Source organism: Pseudomonas sp. NPDC088885, assembly GCF_044750025.1.
GTDB classification, from domain to species: Bacteria; Pseudomonadota; Gammaproteobacteria; order Pseudomonadales; family Pseudomonadaceae; genus Aquipseudomonas; species Aquipseudomonas rustica.
On record NZ_JBIVJB010000062.1, the window covers coordinates 1 to 21,650 of the forward strand.

A 21,650-nucleotide genomic window follows, 5' to 3' on the forward strand; every position below is an offset into this window, starting at 1 on the left:
ACTCCAACAAAACCTATTTCATTCTCGAACACAGTTCCGAAGACCTGGCACAACTGGAACGCTCCGGCGGTTTCGCGTTCCACGGGTCCGGCGAAGTCGCCGTGCTTGCACTGTAATTCTGGGCCATCAGGACCTGACCGCCCTGATCACGGACATGGAACACAACCAGGACGACAAAACCGTCCTGCTCGACCGTCAGGGCCACGGCCCGGCGTCGAGTCCGCTGACTGACTTCGCCGCGCCACCGCGCTTCGAACAACTGGAAGAACGGATGATCTACGCCGCGCGCCTGCGCCCGGCAGAGTCGTTCAATATCAGCCTCAATTCGCTGGTGGCGGCGTCCTCCGATTTGCTCTCGGAAGTGGTGCGCCTCAAGCACAGCGAAAGCCGCGAAGACTTGTACGCGCTCAACGAGCGCCTGACCGCCGGGCTAAAACTGTTTGAAGTGCGCGCCCTGCACAACGGCGCCGAAAGCAGTCAGGTGATGGCCGCGCGTTACGTACTCTGCACCGTGGTCGACGAAGCCGTCGTGACCACGCCGTGGGGCAACGAAAGCGAGTGGTCGCAGATGAGCCTGCTCAGCAGCTTCCACAACGAAACCTTCGGCGGCGAGAAGTTTTTCCAACTGCTCGATCGGCTGTCGAAAAACCCGGTCAAACACCTGCCGATGCTTGAACTGATGTACCTGTGCCTGTCCCTCGGTTTCGAGGGCAAGTACCGCGTACAGGCGCGCGGCATGCTCGAACTCGAAGGCATCCGCGACGCCTTGTACCGTCAGATTCGTCAGTTGCGTGGCGACGTGCCGCGCGAGTTGTCGCCGCACTGGGAAGGCCTCAACGATCAGCGCCGCAGTCTGGTGCGCATCGTGCCGGCGTGGATGGTGGTGTTGTTCACGCTGGTCTGTCTGGTGGTGATGTATTCGGGCTTCGCCTGGGTTCTGGGCGAGCAGCGCGACACCGTTCTGCAACCTTATCAGCCGCTTGATCCGGCCGCGGTGCAACCGCAGTCGCAGCCGTAAACAGGGACGTGTGATGAAAAAGTTTTTCAAGAAAGTCGGCGCCTTCCTGCGCCAGACCTGGGTCTGGACTCTGCTGCTGGTGCTGTTCGTGGCGCTGCTGGTGTGGTTCGTCGGCCCGTTGTTGGCGGTCGATGACTACAAGTTCTGGGAGAGCCCGACCTCCCGCCTGCTGACCATTGCCGTGCTGTTCCTGATCTGGGGCCTGGTCATGGTCTTCGTCAGCTGGCGCGCCGGTATCCGCAAGAAAGCCGAAGAAGAAAGCGAAGACGGTCAGGATCGCATCCGCCGTGAAGAGTTGATCGACGAAGAGCAGAAAGAGTTGAAGGCGCGCTTCAAAGACGCGCTGAAAACCCTGAAGACTTCCAGCCTCTATCGTGGCCGCAGCGAGCGCTGGCGCAGTGACTTGCCGTGGTATCTGCTGATCGGCCCGCAGGGCTCCGGCAAGACCAGTCTGCTGGACTTTTCCGGTCTGGAATTCCCGATCAACAAGATCGACCGCAAGCTGACCCGCGACACCCTCGGCACTCGTCATTGCGACTGGTACTTCGCCGATCACGGTGTGCTGATCGACACCGCCGGCCGTTACCTGACGCAGCCTGACGCTGAAGTCGACAGCAGCGCCTGGACGACTTTGCTCGAGTTGCTGCGCAAGCGTCGCCGTGGCCGTCCGTTGAACGGTGTGCTGGTGACCATTCCGGTGGAAACCCTGCTCGGTGGTAGCGAACAAGACATCGACACCCTCGCGCGTCAGGTGCGTGGCCGTCTGCAAGACGTGCATCAGAAACTGCACGTCGACGTGCCGGTGTATCTGGTGCTGAGCAAGGCTGACAAGCTGCTGGGCTTCGACGAATTCTTCGATCAACTGAGTCGTGAAGAAAGCGATCAGGTGCTTGGCACCAGTTTCCGCAAGGATCAGGTCGGCACCGACGTCGCGGTACTGCGCAACGAATTCGAAGAGCTGCTGCGTCGCCTCAACAGCCAGGTGATCATGCGCATGCACTCCGAGCGCGACACCCAGCGCCGTGGCCGCATCCTCGACTTCCCGCATCAACTCGGGCAGATCGGCGAGCGCCTGTGCCTGTTCGTCGACATGGCGTTCACTGGCAACCGTTATCAGCGAGCCACGCAACTGCGTGGCTTCTACCTGACCAGCGCACCGCACCTGACCCAGGAAATGGATTCGACCACCGCCGGCATCGGCGCGAGTCTGGGCATGAGCGCCGGTGTATTGCCGACGCTGCGCAGCGGTCGTTCGCGCTTCATTCACCACTTGCTCAGCCGGGTGATCTTCCCCGAGGCGGATCTGGCCGGTCTCGATAAGCGTGAACGCAGCCGCATCCATTGGGGCCAGCGTGCGTTGTACATCGGCGCACTGGCGTCGTTGGCGCTGTTCGGCGTGCTCTGGGCCGGTGGTTTCTCGGCCAACTACGAGCGTCTGGAAAACCTCCGCACGCTGGCGCAGAACTGGACGCAGCAACGTTCGGCACTGACCCCGCGTGATGACGCGATGGGCGTGCTGAAAACCCTCGACACCAGTTATGCCGCGACCCAGGTGTTCCCGAAAAAGGGCGACGTGTCGTACCACGAGCGTGGCGGTCTGTATCAGGGCGAAGACGTCAATCCGCCGGTCGCCGACGCCTACGAGCGTGAGCTTCAGGCGCAGTTGCTGCCACGGGTGGCTTCGCAGCTCGAAGGGCAGATCCGCGCCAACCTGCAGGATCGTGAAAAGCTGCTCAACAGCCTGCGCGCGTACCTGATGCTGAACATGAAGGATCGTCGCGACGCGGCGTGGCTCAAGGACTGGATCGCCACTGACTGGTCGCAACGCTACACCGGCAACACCGCGGTGCAGAACGGTCTGAATACTCACCTCGAACGCCTGCTCAAGCAGCCTTTCATCTACCCGCTTAACGACCAATTGGTCGCCCAGGCGCGGCAGGTATTGCGCAGCGAATCGCTGGCCAACGTCGTGTATCGCATGCTCCGCGAGCAGGCGCGCAATCTGCCGGAATACCGTTTCAGCCAACACCTCGGCCCACAAGGCTCGCTGTTTATCGGCACCGATTACGTGATTCCGGGCTTCTACACCCAAGAGGGTTATCAGCAGTATTTTTCGGTGCAGGGCGCGACTCTGGTCACCGACATCCTGCGTGACAACTGGGTGCTCGGCGAAGGCGCGGGCATCAGCGACATGGACTTGCGTCGTCTGATGGTCGAGCTTGAGCAGTTGTATTTCCGTGACTACGCCAACTACTGGAGCGAAGCCGTTGGCCAGGTGGCCCTGCCGCCGATCAACGACGCCGGTGAAGGCGCCGAGCAACTGGCGGGCCTGACGTCGGCCAACTCGCCGGTGCTCGCCTTGCTCACTGAAGTGCGCGAGAACACCCGCTTCCAGGCTGTTGCTGACCCGGTGGATCAAGCCGCCGATGCCGCTGATGCGCTGGCCGAGCAGAAAGGCAAACTGGGCAAGGTCGGTAAACTGGCGGCCGCCGCAGCAGACAAGGCTTCGGCCCTGACCGTTGCGAAGAACCTGCCGGACACCGCGAAGAAGTCGCTGCAACGTCGCTTCGAGCCGCTGCATCGTTTGCTCGATGACAACAACGGCCCGGCCGCTGACCTGACGCCGGCGCTCAACGCGCTCAACGACCTGCAACTGCAACTGGCCAGCCTGGCCCGTTCCAGCTCGCCGGAACAAGCCGCGTTTGAACTGGCGAAAACCCGCATGAGCGGCCAGCGTGATGCGCTGACCAACCTGCGCAATGCCTCCGGTCGTCTGCCGCGTCCGCTGAGCGTGTGGTTCAACGTGCTGGCCGAAGACTCGTGGCGTCTGGTGCTGAACGATGCGTACCAATACATGAACGGCCGTTATCAAAACGAGCTGTACAGCGTGTATGGCAAAACCATCAGCAAGCGTTATCCGTTCAGCGCTACCAGCACCAGCGACGTGGCGATCGCCGACTTCCGCGAGTTCTTCAAGGATCAAGGCATCGCCGACCGGTTCTTCGACAACTACATGCGTCCGTTCGTCAGTGGCGATCCGGGCAACTACCGCATGCGCAGCGTCGATGGCCACAGCCTGCCGGTGTCCAAGGTTTACCTCGACCAGATGGCCGCCGCACTGACCATTCGCAAGAGCTTCTTCTCGATCAACCCGGCGGAGCCGACCGTGCAGTTCAAACTCGAGCCGTACACCCTCGATCCGGCGGTCAGCCGTTCCGAGTTCAAGTTCGGCGACAAGACCATCGAATACCGTCACGGCCCGATTGTGCCGGTGTCGTTCAAATGGCCGACCGATGCTGAAGACGGTCGCACCAGTCTGGTGATGGACAAGATGTCGGGGCGTCCGATCGGCATCGAGAAAAACTCCGGCCCGTGGTCGCTGTTCCGTCTGTTTGATCTGATGCAGACCGAGTACCTCAACGGTCGCGACGTGCTGGTGCTGAAAGCCGACGTGGGTGGCCTGCGCGCCAACTACCTGCTGACCAGCCAACGCTCGCCGAACCCGTTCGACATGGGCGTACTGCGCACCTTCCGTATGCCGGTGCAGCTCTGATGCTCGTGGCCAGTGCCTGGCGCAGCGCGGCGCGTACCGACCCGGGCAAGGTGCGGGCGCGCAACGAAGATGCTTTCCTCGACTCGCCACAGCAGGGGCTGTGGGTGGTCGCGGACGGCATGGGCGGTCATCAGGGTGGCGACATCGCCAGCCAGTTGATCGTCGCCAGCCTGGCTGAACTGCCGCAACACGATGACTTCGACGAACGCCTCAAAGCCATTCGCCAGTGCCTGCATTGGGTGAACCGGCGTTTGGGGCAGGAGTTGACCGTCACCGCCGGCCGTCACGACAGCGTCATGGGCAGCACCGTTGTGGCGCTGCTGGTGGAAGGCAATCGCGCGGCCTGCATCTGGGCCGGCGACAGCCGTTGTTATCTGTGGCGCGGGCAGCGTCTGTACCAGCTGTCCAAAGACCATTCGCTGCAACAGCAACTGATCGACGAACAGAAAATGAGCGTCGATCAAGCGGCGGCGCACCCGGCGGCTCATGCCTTGACCCGAGCCGTCGGCGCGGCCGAACAACTGACCCTGGATGTGCTGGAACTCGAGGTCTATCCGGGCGATGCGTTTTTGCTTTGCAGCGATGGTTTGTACCAAGGCCTGAGCAGCGATGCCCTCGGCAACGCCCTCAGTCTCAGCGCGCCGCACGTGGCGCTGGAACGTTTGTTCGACGGCGCCCTGCGGGGCTCCGCGCGGGACAACCTGACTGCCGTGGTGATCCGCCAATGAGTGAAATCGAATCGCCAATCGATGACCTGTTGATCAGCGAAGAGCAGGCCAGCAACCTGACCTACTTCGCCTTCGCCAAGTCGCACAATGCCGAACCCGCGCTGGCCCCGAAAAAGGCCAGCATCGGTGTGCTGCCCGATGTGTTGGCCGGTCGCTACCGCCTCGAGCGGCTGCTCGGGGCCGGAGGCATGGGCGCGGTTTACCGGGCGCGGGATCTGCTGCACGAACAGTTTGGCGATCCCGACCCTTACGTTGCGCTGAAAATCCTCAGCGAAGAATTTGCCGAGTCGCCGGACGCCAGTGCCTTGCTCTACAGCGAGTTCGCCCTGACCCGACGCCTGCGCCACGACAACGTCGTGCGTGCGCACACTTTTGAAGTCGACACCGACTGCCAGCGGGCCTTTATCACCATGGAATACATGCGTGGCCTGACCCTGGACAAATTGCTCTGCGAGCGGCCCCTCGGCCTGCCGTGGAAAGAACTGCGCGACATCGTCCTGCCGCTGCTCGACACGTTGGCGTATGCCCACTGTCGCGGCGTGCTGCACGGTGATCTGAAACCGAGCAACGTCATGCTCAGCGAAGACGGCCTGCGCCTCTTCGACTTCGGCCTCGGTCAAGCGGAGGAGGGTGTGCTGCCCGGCCTGCCGCACCTGAGCCGTGAACGTTTTAACGCCTGGACACCGGGCTACGCCGCCCCCGAACTGCTTGAAGGCCAACCGTTGTCGGCCGGCGCGGACGTGTACGGCGTGGCCTGCGTGATCTACGAGCTGGCGGGCGGCAAGCCGCCGTTCCGCCGCGTGGCCTCGACCCTGGCCCGCGACGAACACCTGGAGCGCGAGCTGCACGCGCCGAAAAACCTACCGAAACACTGCTGGCCCGCGCTGCGCAAAGCGCTGAGCTTCAATGCGGCAGAACGCAGCATCACTGCCGGCCAATTGCGTGACGCCATGAGCGCCACTTCGTCCTGGCGGCAACGCCTGCGTTTTCGGGCGTAACGGATGACATTCGAACAGGGAGCACTTTATGTTCAACTCAGCTAACGAGACCCACTTCAGCCTGACGGTGGAAGACTATGTCGGCGACCTGCAAGTGCTGTCGTTCACCGGCACCGAGGGTGTCAGCCAGCCGTATCGTTTCGACCTCGAACTGGTCAGCGAAAACCCCGATCTGGATCTGGAAAAACTCCTGCACAAGCAGGCCTTTCTCGCGTTCGATCCGCAGGGCTCCGGCATTCATGGGCAGATTTATCGCGTCGCTCAAGGCGATGCCGGCAAGCGCCTGACTCGCTACAAAATCTCTATCGTGCCGCAGCTGCAATACCTGCATCACCGCACCAACCAGCGCATCTACCAGCAGATGTCGGCGCCGAAAATCATCGCGTTGATCCTCGACGAACACGGCATCAAGGCCAACGCCTACAGCTTCCAGCTCAGCCAGCCGTGCCCGGATCGCGACTACTGCGTGCAGTACGACGAAACCGACCTGCATTTCGTCCAGCGACTGTGTGAAGAGGAAGGCATTCACTACCACTTCCAGCACAGCGAAAAAGCCCACCTGCTGGTGTTTGGCGATGACCAGACCGTGTTCCAGAACCTCGGCCAGCCGACCGCGTACGTGCAGGGCAGCGGCATGGTCGCCGACGAACCGGTGATCAAAGGTTTCAAACTGCGCCTGGAAACCCGTACCACGCGCACCATGCGCCGCGACTACGACTTCGAAAAACCGCGCCTGCAAATGGAAGCCGCCTACAAACCGGATGGCGAGAGCACTGAACCGGATCTGGAAGACTACGACTACCCCGGCCGCTTCCTCGACCGCGCGCGCGGCAAGTTCCTCAGCCAGCGCGCCCTCGAACGCCACCGTGCCGACTACCGTCAGGCCGAAGGGCGTGGCGACCAGACCAAACTGGTCAGCGGCCACTTCATGGAAATGTCCGACCACCCGCGCACCGAGTGGAACGACCTGTGGCTGCTCACCGAAATCTTCCACGAAGGCAAACAGCCGCAAGTCCTCGAAGAAGGCGTGACCAGCGACACCACCAATAGCAAGGACGACTTCCACCAGGGCTACCGCAACACCTTCCTCGCCACCCCGTGGGACGTGTTCTACCGCCCGGCCCTCGAACACCCGAAACCGCGCGTACTCGGCAGCCAGACCGCCATGGTCACCGGCCCTAAAGGCGAAGAAATCCACTGCGATCAATACGGCCGCATCAAAGTGCAATTCCACTGGGATCGCGAAGGCCTCGCCGACGACAAAACCAGCTGCTGGCTGCGCGTCTCCAGCTCCTGGGCCGGCGACCGCTACGGCGCCATCAGCATCCCGCGCATCGGCATGGAAGTCCTCGTCACCTTCCTCGAAGGCGACCCCGACCAACCACTGGTGACCGGCTGCCTGTACCACAAAGAAAACCCGGTGCCGTACGCACTGCCGGCGAACAAAACCCGCAGCGTGTTCAAAACCCTCAGCTCCCCGGGTGGCGGTGGGTACAACGAACTGCGCATCGAAGACAAGAAAGGTGCGGAGCAGATCTACATCCACGCCCAGCGTGATTGGGATGAAAACATCGAGCACGACCAGAAAATTCGGGTCGGGAATGAACGTCATGACACGGTTGAGAAGAACACCTACACCGAGCTGAAAGCTGAAGAACACCGCACCACGATTGCTGATCGCAAGATTGAAGCGAAGGCTGACGATCACCTGACGGTGGGGCAGAGCCAGCACGTCAAACTGGGTACGGCGCAGCTGACCAGTGTCGGGAATGAGATTCACCTGAAGGCGGGTGACAAGATTGTGATCGAGGCGGGATCGGAGCTGACGATTCTGGGTGGGGGGAGTTTTATCAAGCTGGATGCGGGCGGCGTGACGGTGGTTGGGCCGGTGATCAAAATCAATGCGGGTGGTTCTGCGGGATCGGGTACTGGCATCGGGATTAAACCGCCGGTGCTGCCGGGGGCGGCGGATAAGGATAAGGCGGGGAGTTTGATGGATCAGGCGTTGGGGAATGCGGTGCCTGAGAAGGTTAAGCCGAAAGCTTTTTTTGTATTTTCTGAGTGATGACTCAACCGTTTAAAAGGATCTGTTATATGAATTATTTACGGCACGTTATTTTTGGACTCATCGCCTCAGTGTTTGGGGTTTTTTCGAGTTTTGTAATGGCAGGCGTATCTGATTTAGCCCCTTGCCCATCAACCTCATTTTCAAAGTTTCTACCCGCTTATTTGGAAAGCCCCTCTGTTCAAGCCGCTTTCACTCACATCCCATTGAAAAAAATAGTTACGGTAGACGCTGAACCTGAGCCGGAACAAAAAATAGTCTTATTAGATAAGCAGAAGGTCGTTTTCCCCGTAATTCCCGGAAGAGAAAAGCGAGTTGCCGACGGCGTTGAAGTGACAGTTTTGGAAGAGCTGAACGCTATTGCAAAAATAAAGATAGAAAAGCCTGATACCGATTATCAAATTGTATATGTATTTAAGTTTGAAAAGTGTTGGTTTTTGGATGAAGTTCAAGACTATTCGCTTTGATGGAAAATTAAAAAGGAATTGGTATGTCTTTCAATGAAGTGATGCTTCGTGTTCTGCCCCCGGTTGACAGCCACCAACCTCATATCACAGGGGTTTATGGCGAGCAGCGTGCGAGTGGCCCTCATGGAGGGACAGACTTTAACTATATCGGTGGCCAGAATGGTATTAACCTACAAAATCCAAAAGTCTATGCTCCAATTGCCGGAACAGTCACGTTTACAGGTGGTAATTACGGTACGATAAAAATCAAAGATGCGGACGGCAATAGTCATGAGATTCTGCATACGAGTAGCCACGTTGTAAGCCAAGGAGCAACTGTTGCTGCCGGTGATGAAATCGGCACGATGGGAGGTAAAGGGCCGAATGGTATAACCCAATACCCCCGCCATGTTCATTACCAAATGAAGGATCCGAACGGCAACCTGATTAGTCCGGAGCTTTGGTGGGGTCAACAGGCGGTCGCTCCGAGCACAGCCGCACCTGAACCAGTTGCGTTTAGCCTTCTAAATTTTCAGTTTCCAATGAGGAAGTCGGGCGGCGGGCGCTATAAAGATGCGGATGAGGTTTTTTCTATTTTGCAAGGGGAAACTTCCGGAAATTATCTTTTAGGCAGCCATAAGTTTTGGCATGGAGGGATTCATATAAGTAATTCAAGCGCCCCGCAATGTGTTAGCGATGAACCTATTCGCTGTATGGCAGATGGCGTGGTCGTAGCCTACCGGCTCAATAAAGATTATGAGAAATCTACATTTGAGGGTGAGGGCAGATCAGAGGAACTAAAATATTCGAGCTCGTTTTGTTTGGTTCGACATGATTATAAATCTCCGCCCAATACTCAGGTAACTCCTAATACGAATAACATTCTGACATTTTACAGTTTGTATATGCATTTGCTGCCATTTCAGCATTATCCTCTTGAGCCAGGAGGAGGAACAATCGCTCGATCGAAGCCGGGATATTGGCAAGGTAAGGTTCGCGCGAAAGTCACGGGAAGCGGATTGATTTTACGGAATGCGCCTTCTACTCTGACTGATGGAGCTAATGCCGGTACAAAAAAAGGTAGCTCTATGGTTCTGAGTACCAATAGTACTATTGAGTTCGATAGTTCGAAAATCCTGAATTTAAAGCTTAATGGCAAGCTTCTTAGAATGGCCGAGTGTGTATTTATTCCAAGCACCTCGAACCCTCCTACTGGGCTAAAAAATCAAAGTGGAGCAGTGCCCTCAAGTTTTTGGGCTTGCGTAGAGGATGTCAGCCCGAATCGGGTTGTCGAGTGGCTGGAATTAACTCCAGCGAGTTTTGACGTAGTTGTTCCGATGAATGCGAAGATCAAGGCGGGGGATACCATTGGATACTTGGGCCTCAATGAAGTCTTGGAGGGTCCGAACGGAGGGATAGTTCGTAAGCGGCAAGTCCATTTGGAAATTTTTACACTTGATCCAAAAGTCGATGATTTTTTGAAGAATACGGCTGGAGTGAAAAAGGGCAAGCGATACATTCATTTACCCGCTGGTACTATATTGACCAAAAAAACTCCTGAGACAGGGAGTGTGCCCCTAGAGACGGATCATTGTGTTGAGCTAAACAAAGCTCCAATATTTAAAGACCCTGCTGAGTGGTATGAGGTAGCGGTTAAAGAAAATAGTCAAGATGTTAAGGGTTTAATAAGAAAGGCAGAAGCAAAGATAGTTACTCAGCATGATTGGGGAAAGATAGGGTTTCGCATTGTAAAGGAAAACAATTCAAGTTCTGACGGTTTTTTAGATCCGGATGATATGCCAGTTTTTTTTAAGGAGCTATATGAAGAATTGGATAAGCTTGGTAACCATGATAATAAGGTGACGCCGGAAGATTTTTCTGAAGCATTAAAAAATGTTGATTTTCGAGATCATTGGTCTAAGTTGGTTGCATATCATCCAACCGAATGGAAAGAAAAATCCGAATCGGCAAAGTGGAATCGCCTCAATCAGATGCTTGAAGGGTCTCCGGCGATTCTTAAGCTAGAAAAAGATCGTATTGATAAACTGGTCTTTTGGGATGATCCAGCTATTCAAGGAAAAGGGCTTGGCGATGGAAATATTTGGCACTTCCATCCAATTGCAATGATCGGGAATTTCCTTGCAAAGGAAGCTTCGAAAGCTGGACAAATTACTTATGATGCTGAAGGTAATGATATTCCAGGATCACCATTCTTTAGTCGTCATATCCACTGGCCTGGAAACGACTTATCAGGTGTCACATTAGGGCGCGGGTATGACATGGGATTTAGGTCTGAAACAGAAATATATAATCATATGATTGCTGCAGGTGTATCAGATGCTCAGGCAACAAAAATATCTAAGGGGCGGCTGTATAAGGGCACGCACGCGAGAGACTTTGTTACTCAGAATCGCTCTGATATAGGCACGATAACAATCGAGCAGCAAGAAGCTCTATTTGATCTGATTTATCCTGGCTACGTGACTAAAGCTATCGCCAATTATAATTATTGGACTGCTCATTTTTCAGATCGTTTAGAGTGGGACGCATTGAGTCAAATCGTTAAAGATATTTTGGTGGACTTTGTATATCAAGGGTTCACGAAAGGGGAGAATCCGATGAAAGCTGGGATGAAGGATGATGTTGATCAGCTCATAAGCTATATCGAGAATAACCCGACAATTAGACAATATGAAGATGGTCGAAAGCGCGCTGCTTATTTGAGAAAAAACCGCTAGGAGAGATACATGAGAAATTTTTTGTTGTTAATTGGTCTTCTTGTACCTTTGTCAGTTGCCGCCGCGCAATCAGATTGCGTTAGTATTTCTACTAGTCAACAAGTAGATATCTGTGCAAAGCAAGCTAAAGAGTCTGCAGATTCTAATCTTAATAGTAGCTATCAGAAGCTTATTAAAAGAGTTGCATCTCAATACCAGGTTGACGCCGCACTTCGCGGTGACTACATGCAAAAGCTGAAAGAGTCTCAGCGCGCATGGTTAAAACTGCGTGATACTAACTGCACTCTTGAGGCATTTGAGGTGGAAGTTGGACAACCTGCCTATCTTACGACTGTGAACAATTGTGTCGCGCGAATGAGTCTGGAGCGCTCCATCTATTTAGATAAAACGTTACCCGATTTGTAGCGGAGCAAGGGGGGTATTATGCGCGTTGTTTCATGGTTCGTTTGCTCCCCTATACTTATGTTCATAGGGTATGGGGCTGGATTGATTCTCTAGTCAGCCCCCACCCGTATCTCTTACGTTTTCGCTTCCTGCCTTGCCGTGACCAATTCTTCCAGCTGATCCAGCGCACGCTCCACCATTAGCTGAACTCCATCAGCAATTCGGCTAAGGGCCAATGCCACAGATCGGTTTGAGCCTTCGACATCGTCCGCTAATTTGGCCGCAATGGCGCTGATGGACAGGGGGTGAGATGGGACAGGCCACGGTTTTAGTAATTACCCAAAAAGCGTGGTCTGTCCCATTTTTTCAGTAAACTTCTCGGCTCGTGAAATAATGATGAATAAGCTACTAAGATTTTTCTGAGGTCATTTGAATGATTCGCCTAATGGTGTTTTTGTTATCCATTTGTAGTGGCGCTGCTTATTCGGCTTCAACTGAGCATAGCCTGATATGTAAAGAAGCTGATCAGAATGCCAATCAAGCTAGCTTGACTCTTTCTTTTGAAGGGGGAGTCTACTCTCTTGATAATGTTGATCGCGGATGTCGGTCAGATTATGTTGCTAGAGAAGTGGCAGGGGCCGAAAATAAAGTAACTATATTCTCTTATCCAACCAGTGATGATATGGGTCTAAACGCTCAGGTGATGATTTTTTCTGCTGTAGCTAAAGGTGGAAAGGCCGCATATATCGGAGACATCCCTGCTAGTGCTTCGGAGTTGGAGGATGGTACCTATAAAGATATTCAACAGTCCGGTGATTCAATTTACGAGAACGTTTACCGTATTGAAAGTACTAAAGTTTTGACTTTGACTCCAGGTAAAGAGTTGATCATTTCTGGCGAGCAATGTGTTTATAAGGAAGCGGGTAGCACTGTCTGTCAAAAGATGAAAGGCACCTTCAAAAAACCTGTGTGCGTCCTCAATAATGGTGAGCGCAAAGTCCTCGCGGATGCGAGGGAGTGCATGGACATGAGAGAAAATCTTTGAGGAAAACGGGACGGATTTATTTGTTACGCTCGACCGCTTTGAATTTAGTTGAGAACTTAAATAGATCTGGGCCGTTTGTCGGTTCTGACTCTATCTTCTGTCGCAAGCCCGTTCAGAATTGAACGGATCACTGACTTTTTACGGACGTCAAGGAATGCAGATTTTCAGATTCAGCCTCATTTTTTTACTTTCAATACTGTCGCCTTTGGTTATGGCTGAGGGCACGATGATTGCCACCATCCTTCAGGCCGACTTTTCCAAGGACCCGGAAGTCCGGTTGCTTGTCAGAGTCGTTGATGTGGGTGGCGGTTCGGATACCCCTTCCATGGCGGTTCGTAATCAATGCCTGGAGAGGAAGGCGTCCGCAGAACGTCCTGGGCCGGATCCGTGCTTTTCGATAGAGATCACTGAGAGCAATAAGAAACGGGCCATTGTTCGGCAAACGCTATTGAATGATCCTCAGCGCACAACCGATCCTATCTATTTGGAAATTGTTTATCGCTCGGAGGTCAGCGAGAGCGATCCGACGAATCACCATCAGCGATCCGCCACACTGAAGATCGAAGAAAACGGCCTCTACAATTGGAACAATGAGAGCGAACAGGCATTGGCGGACATCGAGTGGTTCCCCTCTGGAAATGGTGTTCTTGATCTGATGGTTCCTGACGCGGATGCATTGTTGAATTCTGTATTTCGGGATCGTATGAGCCGGCTGGACGAAAGCGGTCAGAAAGCACTGAGGGAAACTCAAAGAGCCTGGATGAAATTTCGAGATGCGGAGTGCCAGGCCGACCCGAAATTGCATAAATCAGTTTTCGGTGAGTGGTCCGATGCCTGCCTAATTCGCGCGACGATAGAGCGTGCTCGCCAATTGGCTTTGGCACCGGACAAGAGCAGACGTTGAGACGGACAAGCCAGAGCATTCGCGCGAAAGCGCCGACTTGGATGTCTGATGCGTTTTCGCAGTCGTTGGGTCTGAATCCGTCCGGTAAAACGTTTAGTTTTTGAGCGTCTGACGACTGCGATTTTCCTTTAAACTCCCCACCCCCAAGGAATGCGCTCAGGACACGGAATGCCAGCCCCCTCGAACTCCCTTCGCCCAGCGTTAGTGTTCTGGCTATACGCCGCCGCAATCGTGCACATTCTCGCCGGTCTCACCCTGACCTGGGCCGGGCATTCCCGTTTACTCGACGGCTATCTGCAAACCCTCGAACTCGCATTCTGGGGCGCCGATGCGGTGCCCACCGCCGGCCACGAACAACAAGTCTGGTGGCTCGCGCTGTTCGGCGCGACGCTGCAAAGTTATTCGCTGTACATGCTCGCGTTGGTGCACCTAGGCAATCGCCTGAAAGCCCCGGCGGTGTGGGGCTGGTTGATTGCCGGCATCCTGTTATGGGCGCCGCAGGACATGTGGCTCTCGGCGCAACAGCAGGTCTGGTCGCACCTGTGGCTCGACGGCTTTGCATTGCTGGTGTTGTTGCCGCCGTTGTTCTGGCTTTATCGGCATGACCGCCGAAAGTCTCCTGCAGTAAAGACTCCGAGCCAATCCAACCCGTTTGCCGACAGCGCTTTCAAACGCGTGCTGATCACTGGCGGTACCGGGTTCATCGGTGAAGCCTTGGTCAATCAACTCGACGCGGGCCACTCGGTCAGCGTACTGACGCGCGATCCGTTGAGCGCGGCCAATCTATTCAACGGCCGCGTCCGCTGTGTGCATTCGTTCAGCGAACTCAGCCACGACGAAGCCTTCGACGTAGTGATCAATCTCGCAGGCGCACCGGTCGCCGGCCCACGCTGGACTGCCAAGCGTCAAGCGCAACTGCTCGCCAGCCGAGTCGGCACCACCGAAGCGCTGATGACTTGGCTGAAGAACACCAAGCACAAACCAACGCTGTGGATTCAAGCCTCGGCCATCGGCTTCTACGGCGTACGCGATGCCAGCGAAAGCCTCGACGAACAAGCCAGCAGGGGTGACGGTTTCATGGCCGAACTCTGTGCGCGTTGGGAAGCCGCCGCGCAACCGGCCGCTGAGTTTGGCGTGCGTCAGGTAGTGCTGCGTCTCGGCGTGGTGTTCGGCCCCGGCGGTGCGTTGACGCCGTTGCTGCTGCCGTTCCGCCTGGGTTTCGGCGGGCGCATGGGCGATGGTCGACAAATCATGAGCTGGGTGCATCGTGACGATGTGCTTCAGGTGATCGCGCGGGCGTTCAACGACGACACTCTGCGTGGCACCTACAACATGGTCGCGCCGGAAACGGTCAGTCAGGCAGCGTTCGCCGAGCAGGCCGGCAAGGTCCTCAAGCGTCCGGTGTGGTTGCACATTCCCGCCGCGCCAGTGCGCGCATTGGCAGGGGATATGGCGCAGTTGTTCTTCGACGGTCAGCGCGTGATGCCGCAGCGTTTGACCGAGGCCGGCTACACGTTCCGCTATCCAACCCTCGACGCCGCTCTGCGCGATCTGACCTGAGGATCGCTCATGAGCAAGCCGTTGATGTACCTGCTGGCCGGCAATGGCAGCGCTGCCGATTGGTGGGATGACGCGCTGCCGCACTTCCAGCGGTACGACGTGGTGCCGCTGGAGTTGCCGGGCTTCGGCGCGAATCCGCAACCGCCTTGCGAGGATCTGGCGGACTACGCGCAGACCTTGCTGGCGATGACACAGCAGGGCAGCGCGATCATGGCGGTCGGGGTCAATGCATTGCTTGTGCTGCACGCGTTGCAACGTCGGCCCGGGCACTTTTCGCGCAGTGTTCTGTTGGCGCCGGTCGGTGCGTTTTTGTGGCAGCGGCACTTGCCGGCATTGATGTCGCCACTGCCGATCCGCAAAACCATTCATTGGTTGCTGTCGAACAAACCCAAGCTGTTTGCGCACAAGTTCTCCAGGCAGACCTGGACGCCTGCGCAGTATCAGCGCATGGGCGCCGGTTATGCGCGTTGCCGAGCTTTTGTGCCGCATTGGGATCTGGTTCGCGCGGACACGGCGTTGCCGCTGCTCGAGTGGATCACCGATCCGGTCGAACTGGTCTGGGGCGATCAGGACGCCGTGCTCGGCATCGAACAAGCCGCCGCTTGGTCGGCGATTCTGGCCCGCGCGGATCTGACCATCAGCCTCAAATCTGGTTGGGGTCATTACCCGTGGATCGACTCGCCCGCCGAATTCGCGCAGTGGCTGGAGTCGGGCGAGCGCGGTTTTGTCGCGCACACCAAGGGTGGGCGATTGCGCTTGGCTGAACTGGCGCGGCAACCGGTACCGGCGGCGCTGACGCTCAACGATTGCAACGATCCGCGTTTGTCAGCCTTTCTTGCTGCGCAGCCCGAGGTGACCTGGGCGGTGCGCTCCTCCAGTTACGGCGAGGATCAGGCCGATTCGGCGAATGCCGGTTTGAGCACGACCTATCTGCGCGAGCCGACCGCCAATGTGCCGAAACGCATCGCCGAATTGATGGCCGAAGGTGTTGAGGAAGTGGTGGTGCAGCGCTTCATCACGCCAACGGTGTCGGGCATCGCATTTGTCCGGCATCTATCGGTAGAACTGGAGTGGGTCGAAGGGCATTTGGAATCGCTGGCCGATGGTCACTTCAGCCCCTCACGAGCAACGCTTTCGCGACTCGGCGATGCTTGGCACGGCGGCACGTTCACGCCATGCCACGGCCTGACCGAAGACTTGCTCTGGCGCTTTCTGCAAGACGTGTTGCGCGTATTCCACTACGTGCCCGGCGACGTCGAATGGGCCTGGGATGGTGCGCAACTGTGGCTGCTGCAATACCGGCCAATTAGCGACTACGGCTGGCGCCGGCACCTGACCGCCGCGAACATCGCCGAGATCCTGCCGCCGCAACCGAGCGCACTGGTGGAATACGCCCAGCGTCGAGCCGCCGCGAGCATCCCGGCGATCATGGCGCGCTGGGATGCGCGGGTGTTGCAGGACAACGAGCCGTTCACCGCCGTGTTCGGCGGCGCGTCCTATATCAACAATGATTTGTTCCTCGCCCGACTCGCGGACTGGGGCATCAGCTCGAGTAATTACGCCGGTGAGGTCGGTGGCGCAACTCCGCATCTGCCGTGGCAACCGCTGAAGATGCTGCGTTCGTTGCCGTTGTTTTTGCGGATGCAACGCAAGGCTCGCGGCCATTTGCTGAACCTTGAACACGGCTTGCAGCGCTTCGATCAGGAACTGGCCGAACTCGTCGCGCAACATGCCGACGGCCAACAACTGGCGGACTGGTTCAGCCGGTTTTACGTGTTCGTGGTGCAAGGCAATTTGTGCATCGCCACGGCGCTGGCCAGCAGCGGCGGTGATTGGCTGGGCCGCCCGCCGACCGCTTACGACAATCTAGAAAACAGTCCACATCGATTGCCCTGGGAAACCGATCCGTCCACGCCTCGACCGGCGGCGAATGAGCTGCCGTTACAGGCATTCCCGCAATGGTCAGGGCTGATCCGCCTCGCGCACTCGACTGGCCTGCCGGGCCTGCGCGGTTACTACCTGCAAGTGCGCGAGTGGTACCGCGACAACCTGATGCGTATCTTCTTCCGCCTGCACCACGCCATGCCGCTGGCCGACCGCGACCACTGGTTTGCACCGCATCCGGATGTGCGGACGCGCGATGGTAGTTTCTGGCAGGACGGTCGCGAAGGTGCGGAGCAGGCCACCGGGTTCATGATTTATCCGGGGCAGGTGCAAGGCATTCTTGGCACCGACATTCTGCTCGAAGACACCCTCGATCCGGGGCGACATGCGCATTACCAAACGGCTCGGGCGGTGATTGCACGGATGGGCGGGCGTTTGTCGCATGGATCGACGTTGTTGCGCGAATTGCGAAAGCCGTCGGCGGTGATGCCACAGGTGGATCCGGCGTGGGTGGGGTGTGAGGTGTTGTATCGGGATGGTGAGTTGGAATTGATGAATTCGAGGGATACGAAGTGAAACGATTGCAGGCGTTTATGAGACGGGTAGGGGACTGATATTAAACAATCAATGTCAGGTTATTTCCGGCTGCTTAAAAACATTCAAATGTCGTTACTCTCTCGACCTCTGAAATTGCCATTGGTTGTCCATGTCGAAGAGTCGAGGGAACGAGTACCGCTACCAGATCCGGCGATCTGAAGCACGCAAGGCGGCGGTGGATTTAGCGCGTGAAAATCTGAATCTCGCAACCAGAGGAATTGATACGACCAGAATTCGATACGAGCCCATTACTCCTGCTGCCATCGAAGCCGCCGATCTTTGGGGGGATGAGGCTACCTTGTACCCGTGGCACGATGTAAATCAGTGGAAGCAAGAAGACACCCGTGGATTCGATGTTTCGCTTTGGTTTGATCAAGAGTTGTGTGGGTTGTGTTACGCGTCACCCCGCAAGAGCAAACTTTGCATCAAGATTGTTATTCTGGAGGGCAAACCAGACAGGTCTCATCCATTACGAGGCGCGGTAGCAGCCTTGGCATTAACCGCGATTGAAAACTATGCAGTCTTGATTGGCTGTACGGAAATTGAAGTTCAAGAACCGGCAGCAGGTGCCATACCCATGTATGAGAGTCTGGGGTTCTGTTTCGATCCGACAGGCCGGCTTGTTATTGGGGTTGAGCAGTAATACTATCCAGTCAAATTTCGAGACCCGAGGGGTTTCCATGCAAAAGCAAAAACACGAACCCAAGCCATTGATGGCGGCTCGGTTTGAAGCCGAAGCTCGCGAAGTTCTGGCCAATCGCTCCAATAAGCGCAGCCGATTTCTGGATGTAGCACTGTCTAAAGGCGCTGATTTTGAGCCTGTCGGTCGACTGGCTGGCTGAGGTTTTCGGATTCTCGAAAAAGCTGCTCTTATCGGCAGCTTTTTTTGCCAAGGATTTATCAAAAGACAGCTGAAAAAAGGGGGGACTTAGCGCCCCCCTTTTTTGTCTCGAAATACTGCAGTTGCCTAACCCGCTGCAGCCCGCGCCTCAATGTTATCCAGCGCTCCCTCCACCATCAAATGCACCCCATCCGCCATTCTGCTCAGCGCCAAGGCAACTGACCGGCGTGATCCGTCGATGTCATCGGCCAGATCTGCGGCGATGGCGCTGATGGATAGCAGGTCTTCCGATGCGTTGGCCAGCAGGGCTTCGGTGTCGACATCGTCGCAGATCTTAAAGAGGTTACCTTCGCGGCGTTTAGGCGGTTTTTTGGGGTGTGCGGGGAAGTAGTGAGCGAAGGCGCGTTCGGCGGCTTCTTTGTCGAGGGTTACTTCATCTACGGGGTCGGATGGGGTGGTAGCTGCTGGGGCTTCGTGTGGTGAAGGAGTCATCGGGGTAAATCCTCTGGAGTTGGAAAAAGTTGCTCCGGAGTTCGGACTTGCACATCCGGTCACTGTTTTGCGGTGACGGATTTAGGTTAACGATGAACCTTCAACTCGCCTAGTTCGCGCATGCCGCCGCGCTTTGCGGGAAATTTCCTAAGGTGTTGCAGGGGGGAAGATCAAAAGATCGCAGCCTTCGGCAGCTCCTACAGGGTTGTGTTTCAACAGGTGTAGGAAAGGTGAAGGGTGAGACGCGGAGCGTCTCGTGAGGCATTCCCACGCGGAGCATGGGAACGATCATTGGCGGAGTTGGGAATCGTGACTTGGTGGTCATCGTGCGGGAAATTGGCTGCATCCTCTTCTAATAGAGTCAGATACTGGCGTTATCGTCCGAATCCCTTACACTGCCCCGGCCGTTCATTTTCCTTTTGAGGCTGTGCGCATGAAATTTCGTTTTCTTCTGTGGATGCTGGGTCTGTTGATGGGTAAGGCCAGTCGGACAAATCCTGCGTTCCAGCAGCAGTTGGGTGACAAGGAACTGGTGTTTCAGCTGCAGACGCTGGACGGGAAAGTGGCGCGGCATTTCGTGGTCAAGGATCAACGCATCACCAGCAAGTCTGGCGTGGTGGCAGAGCCGGCGTTTGCGATTGCGTTTAAAGATGCCGGTTATGGCTTTGCCACGATGCAGGCGAAGAACAAGCAGCTGGCGTTTATGCAGGGGATTCAGGACAAGTCGATTCAGCTGAAGGGCAATCCGGCGCTGGTGATGTGGTTTCAGGGGTTGATGAAGTATCTGGTGCCGAGGAAGGCTAAGCCTAAGGCTTGAGCCTTTGGTGACGCGGAGCGTCACGGGATGCATTCCCACGCGGAGCGTGGGAACGATCAGGCAGGGTTTTGTGTGAATCAGCTAGATTGAGTTGGATTTTTCGCGAGCAGGCTCGCTCCCACAGGGGGATTGTGTAAATCCTTGGGGGAGCGGGCCTGTTTTGTTTTAGCCCTGGCTGAATTGCGAAGCCAGTTCGCGCAGCAGGACTTCGGCTTCGAGGACTTTGCTGACGACGTCGTTGGCTTTTTCGCGGGTCAGGCCAACGCGTTCGAGCAGGGCGTCTGGAATGTCCTCATCCGGGCCCGAGCCAATCCCGCGTCCACGCAGCAATCGCACGGCCAGGCAGACAAGGTTCGGGTATTCGGCGTAGGCGCCGTCGTAGCTCGGATCGTGCTGGAAGCGCAGCGCGGTGGCCAGTTCATCCGGCATGTCCCAGTAGCGCATCAGCCACGAGCCGATCTGTTCACGGCTGATACCGAGCAGGTGTTGCTCGATGTAGCTGTGGCACAGGTGCGGGTTGACCTCCAGGTGGCGGCAGATCAGCGAGAAGTGCGGCGGGAACACGTGGGCCAGCAGCAGATAACCGAAGTTGTGCAGCAGACCGGCGAGGTAGGTCAGGCCAGCTTCCGGGCGCTGGGCGCGCGGCATGGCGCGGGTCAGGCCTTCGATGACGGCGGCGGTGTAGATCGACTGCTGCCAGTACGGCGTCGAGTGTTGCGGATGGTCTTTGGGCAGGCTCAGGGTCTTGCCGAGGGCCAGACCCAGCGCGAGGTTGATCACCAGATCGAAACCGAGCACGCGGACGATCGCGTCTTCTACCGAGCGAATCTTGCCCGGCGAGGCGTAGTACGGCGATGCCGCCCAGCTCACTACTTGCGCGGCCAGCGCCGGGTCGGTTTCAACGACGCCGGTGATGTCGTCGATGGTGGCGTTCGGGTCGACGCGCAGCTTGATGATTTTTTGCGCGGTTTCGGCCAGCGGCGGAATCTCGATGGTCGCTTCCAGACGCTGCTGAATGCGCCGTGCGGTAAACGCTTGCACGGCCTGGGTGATTTCCTCGCGGTCATCGTCCGGGCGGTCGAGGTTCGGGCGGATGCTGTTCAGCGCTTCGCCGAAGTTGGCGGCGCTGGCCTTGGTCAGCATGCTTTTGAAGGCTTCGCTGGTGATTTCCAGCAACACGCCCGGCTCGCCGGAGTTGATCAGCAGCTTTGGCTCGCGCAGCAGGCTTTCTTCGTAGAGGCACGGCGAACTGGTCAGTGCCGGCAGGCCTGGCAGCAGGCTCAGGCTGTGTTTGCCGAGCATCTTTTGCAGACGCTCGGTCGACACTGCGGTCAGGCGACGGCCCGTCAGTTCGGCGAGGCGATTGAGGTCGAGCAACTGGCTCTGCGGAAACAGCACCATCAGCGCGCCGACAGCGTCGTCCAGCAACACGGCTTGTACCTTGCGCGAGGCATTGAGGCCGTGGTGGTCGAGCACTTCTTCGTAGGCGATCCCGAGCTTGTCCAGCAACAGCCGAATGACAGACGGCGCGTGCGGGGATTCGGGGGCGAGAGCGGCTTCGGTCATGGTCTGTATCCGTT

General features: G+C 56.7%; 18 protein-coding genes and 1 pseudogene. 16 read left to right on the forward strand and 3 right to left on the reverse strand.

The genetic code is table 11. The annotated features are described in order from the left end of the window. The 9 genes from ACIP1X_RS20445 to ACIP1X_RS20485 form a co-directional block, all read left to right on the forward strand. On the forward strand, window positions 1–116 hold a 116-nt coding region (locus tag ACIP1X_RS20445; RefSeq protein WP_400754696.1), incomplete at its 5' end, for a hypothetical protein. A 38-nt stretch (window positions 117–154) separates the two neighbouring features. After that, window positions 155–1,018, forward strand: a complete 864-nt coding sequence (gene icmH / locus ACIP1X_RS20450; RefSeq protein WP_400754653.1) for a type IVB secretion system protein IcmH/DotU — start codon at window positions 155–157, stop codon at window positions 1,016–1,018. 13 nt (window positions 1,019–1,031) lie between these two features. Next, entirely contained in the window at window positions 1,032–4,571 is a 3,540-nt protein-coding gene (gene tssM, locus ACIP1X_RS20455) for a type VI secretion system membrane subunit TssM (protein ID WP_053125081.1), read from the forward strand. Then, window positions 4,571–5,299, forward strand: a complete 729-nt coding sequence (locus ACIP1X_RS20460; protein ID WP_053125079.1) for a PP2C family serine/threonine-protein phosphatase — start codon at window positions 4,571–4,573, stop codon at window positions 5,297–5,299. Before tssM ends, ACIP1X_RS20460 begins: the two co-directional genes overlap by 1 nt. Then, entirely contained in the window at window positions 5,296–6,297 is a 1,002-nt protein-coding gene (locus ACIP1X_RS20465) for a serine/threonine-protein kinase (RefSeq protein WP_212545356.1), read from the forward strand. The genes ACIP1X_RS20460 and ACIP1X_RS20465 overlap by 4 nt, the downstream gene beginning before the upstream one ends. A gap of 28 nt (window positions 6,298–6,325) precedes the next feature. After that, window positions 6,326–8,362 (forward strand): type VI secretion system tip protein TssI/VgrG, encoded by a 2,037-nt coding sequence (tssI, locus tag ACIP1X_RS20470; protein ID WP_400754657.1) that lies wholly within the window; start codon window positions 6,326–6,328, stop codon window positions 8,360–8,362. Window positions 8,363–8,391: 29 nt separating this feature from the next. Then, complete coding sequence (locus tag ACIP1X_RS20475; RefSeq protein ID WP_186620191.1) at window positions 8,392–8,829, forward strand: hypothetical protein; 438 nt, start codon at window positions 8,392–8,394, stop codon at window positions 8,827–8,829. Between the two features lie 23 nt (window positions 8,830–8,852). Beyond that, the gene (locus ACIP1X_RS20480) at window positions 8,853–11,546 is read left to right on the forward strand and encodes a peptidoglycan DD-metalloendopeptidase family protein (RefSeq protein WP_400754660.1); all 2,694 of its coding nucleotides are present in this window, start codon (window positions 8,853–8,855) and stop codon (window positions 11,544–11,546) included. A 9-nt stretch (window positions 11,547–11,555) separates the two neighbouring features. Continuing rightward, on the forward strand, window positions 11,556–11,951 hold the full coding sequence (locus tag ACIP1X_RS20485; protein ID WP_400754663.1) for a lysozyme inhibitor LprI family protein: 396 nt from the start codon (window positions 11,556–11,558) through the stop codon (window positions 11,949–11,951). A 113-nt stretch (window positions 11,952–12,064) separates the two neighbouring features. Here the strand turns inward: ACIP1X_RS20485 and ACIP1X_RS20490 are convergent. Continuing rightward, window positions 12,065–12,232 (reverse strand): annotated as a pseudogene (locus ACIP1X_RS20490) (DUF6124 family protein); the annotation flags it as partial. A gap of 131 nt (window positions 12,233–12,363) precedes the next feature. Here ACIP1X_RS20490 and ACIP1X_RS20495 point away from each other — a divergent pair. The 6 genes from ACIP1X_RS20495 to ACIP1X_RS20520 all read left to right on the forward strand — a co-directional run bounded on the left by ACIP1X_RS20495 (window position 12,364) and on the right by ACIP1X_RS20520 (window position 18,762). After that, the gene (locus ACIP1X_RS20495) at window positions 12,364–12,975 is read left to right on the forward strand and encodes a hypothetical protein (RefSeq protein WP_400754666.1); all 612 of its coding nucleotides are present in this window, start codon (window positions 12,364–12,366) and stop codon (window positions 12,973–12,975) included. Window positions 12,976–13,129: 154 nt separating this feature from the next. Next, window positions 13,130–13,879, forward strand: a complete 750-nt coding sequence (locus ACIP1X_RS20500; protein ID WP_400754669.1) for a lysozyme inhibitor LprI family protein — start codon at window positions 13,130–13,132, stop codon at window positions 13,877–13,879. A 168-nt stretch (window positions 13,880–14,047) separates the two neighbouring features. After that, window positions 14,048–15,439: a TIGR01777 family oxidoreductase gene (locus ACIP1X_RS20505; protein ID WP_400754671.1), complete on the forward strand. Its 1,392-nt coding sequence runs from the start codon at window positions 14,048–14,050 to the stop codon at window positions 15,437–15,439. A gap of 9 nt (window positions 15,440–15,448) precedes the next feature. Further along, entirely contained in the window at window positions 15,449–17,899 is a 2,451-nt protein-coding gene (locus tag ACIP1X_RS20510; RefSeq protein WP_400754674.1) for an alpha/beta hydrolase, read from the forward strand. Between the two features lie 130 nt (window positions 17,900–18,029). After that, window positions 18,030–18,563 carry an N-acetyltransferase gene (locus tag ACIP1X_RS20515; protein ID WP_400754676.1) on the forward strand — a complete coding sequence of 178 codons (534 nt, stop codon included), beginning with the start codon at window positions 18,030–18,032 and terminating at the stop codon, window positions 18,561–18,563. Between the two features lie 37 nt (window positions 18,564–18,600). Beyond that, complete coding sequence (locus ACIP1X_RS20520; protein ID WP_400754677.1) at window positions 18,601–18,762, forward strand: hypothetical protein; 162 nt, start codon at window positions 18,601–18,603, stop codon at window positions 18,760–18,762. Window positions 18,763–18,887: 125 nt separating this feature from the next. On the opposite strand, the gene ACIP1X_RS20525 is transcribed toward ACIP1X_RS20520, so the two are convergent. Beyond that, window positions 18,888–19,253 (reverse strand): DUF6124 family protein, encoded by a 366-nt coding sequence (locus ACIP1X_RS20525; RefSeq protein ID WP_400754680.1) that lies wholly within the window; start codon window positions 19,251–19,253, stop codon window positions 18,888–18,890. A 433-nt stretch (window positions 19,254–19,686) separates the two neighbouring features. Between ACIP1X_RS20525 and ACIP1X_RS20530 the strand changes: the two genes are divergently transcribed. Beyond that, window positions 19,687–20,070 carry a helicase gene (locus ACIP1X_RS20530; protein WP_400754681.1) on the forward strand — a complete coding sequence of 128 codons (384 nt, stop codon included), beginning with the start codon at window positions 19,687–19,689 and terminating at the stop codon, window positions 20,068–20,070. 165 nt (window positions 20,071–20,235) lie between these two features. Here the strand turns inward: ACIP1X_RS20530 and ACIP1X_RS20535 are convergent, their stop codons facing one another. Beyond that, complete coding sequence (locus ACIP1X_RS20535; protein WP_053125066.1) at window positions 20,236–21,636, reverse strand: aminoacyl-tRNA deacylase and HDOD domain-containing protein; 1,401 nt, start codon at window positions 21,634–21,636, stop codon at window positions 20,236–20,238. Window positions 21,637–21,650 lie beyond the last annotated feature (14 nt).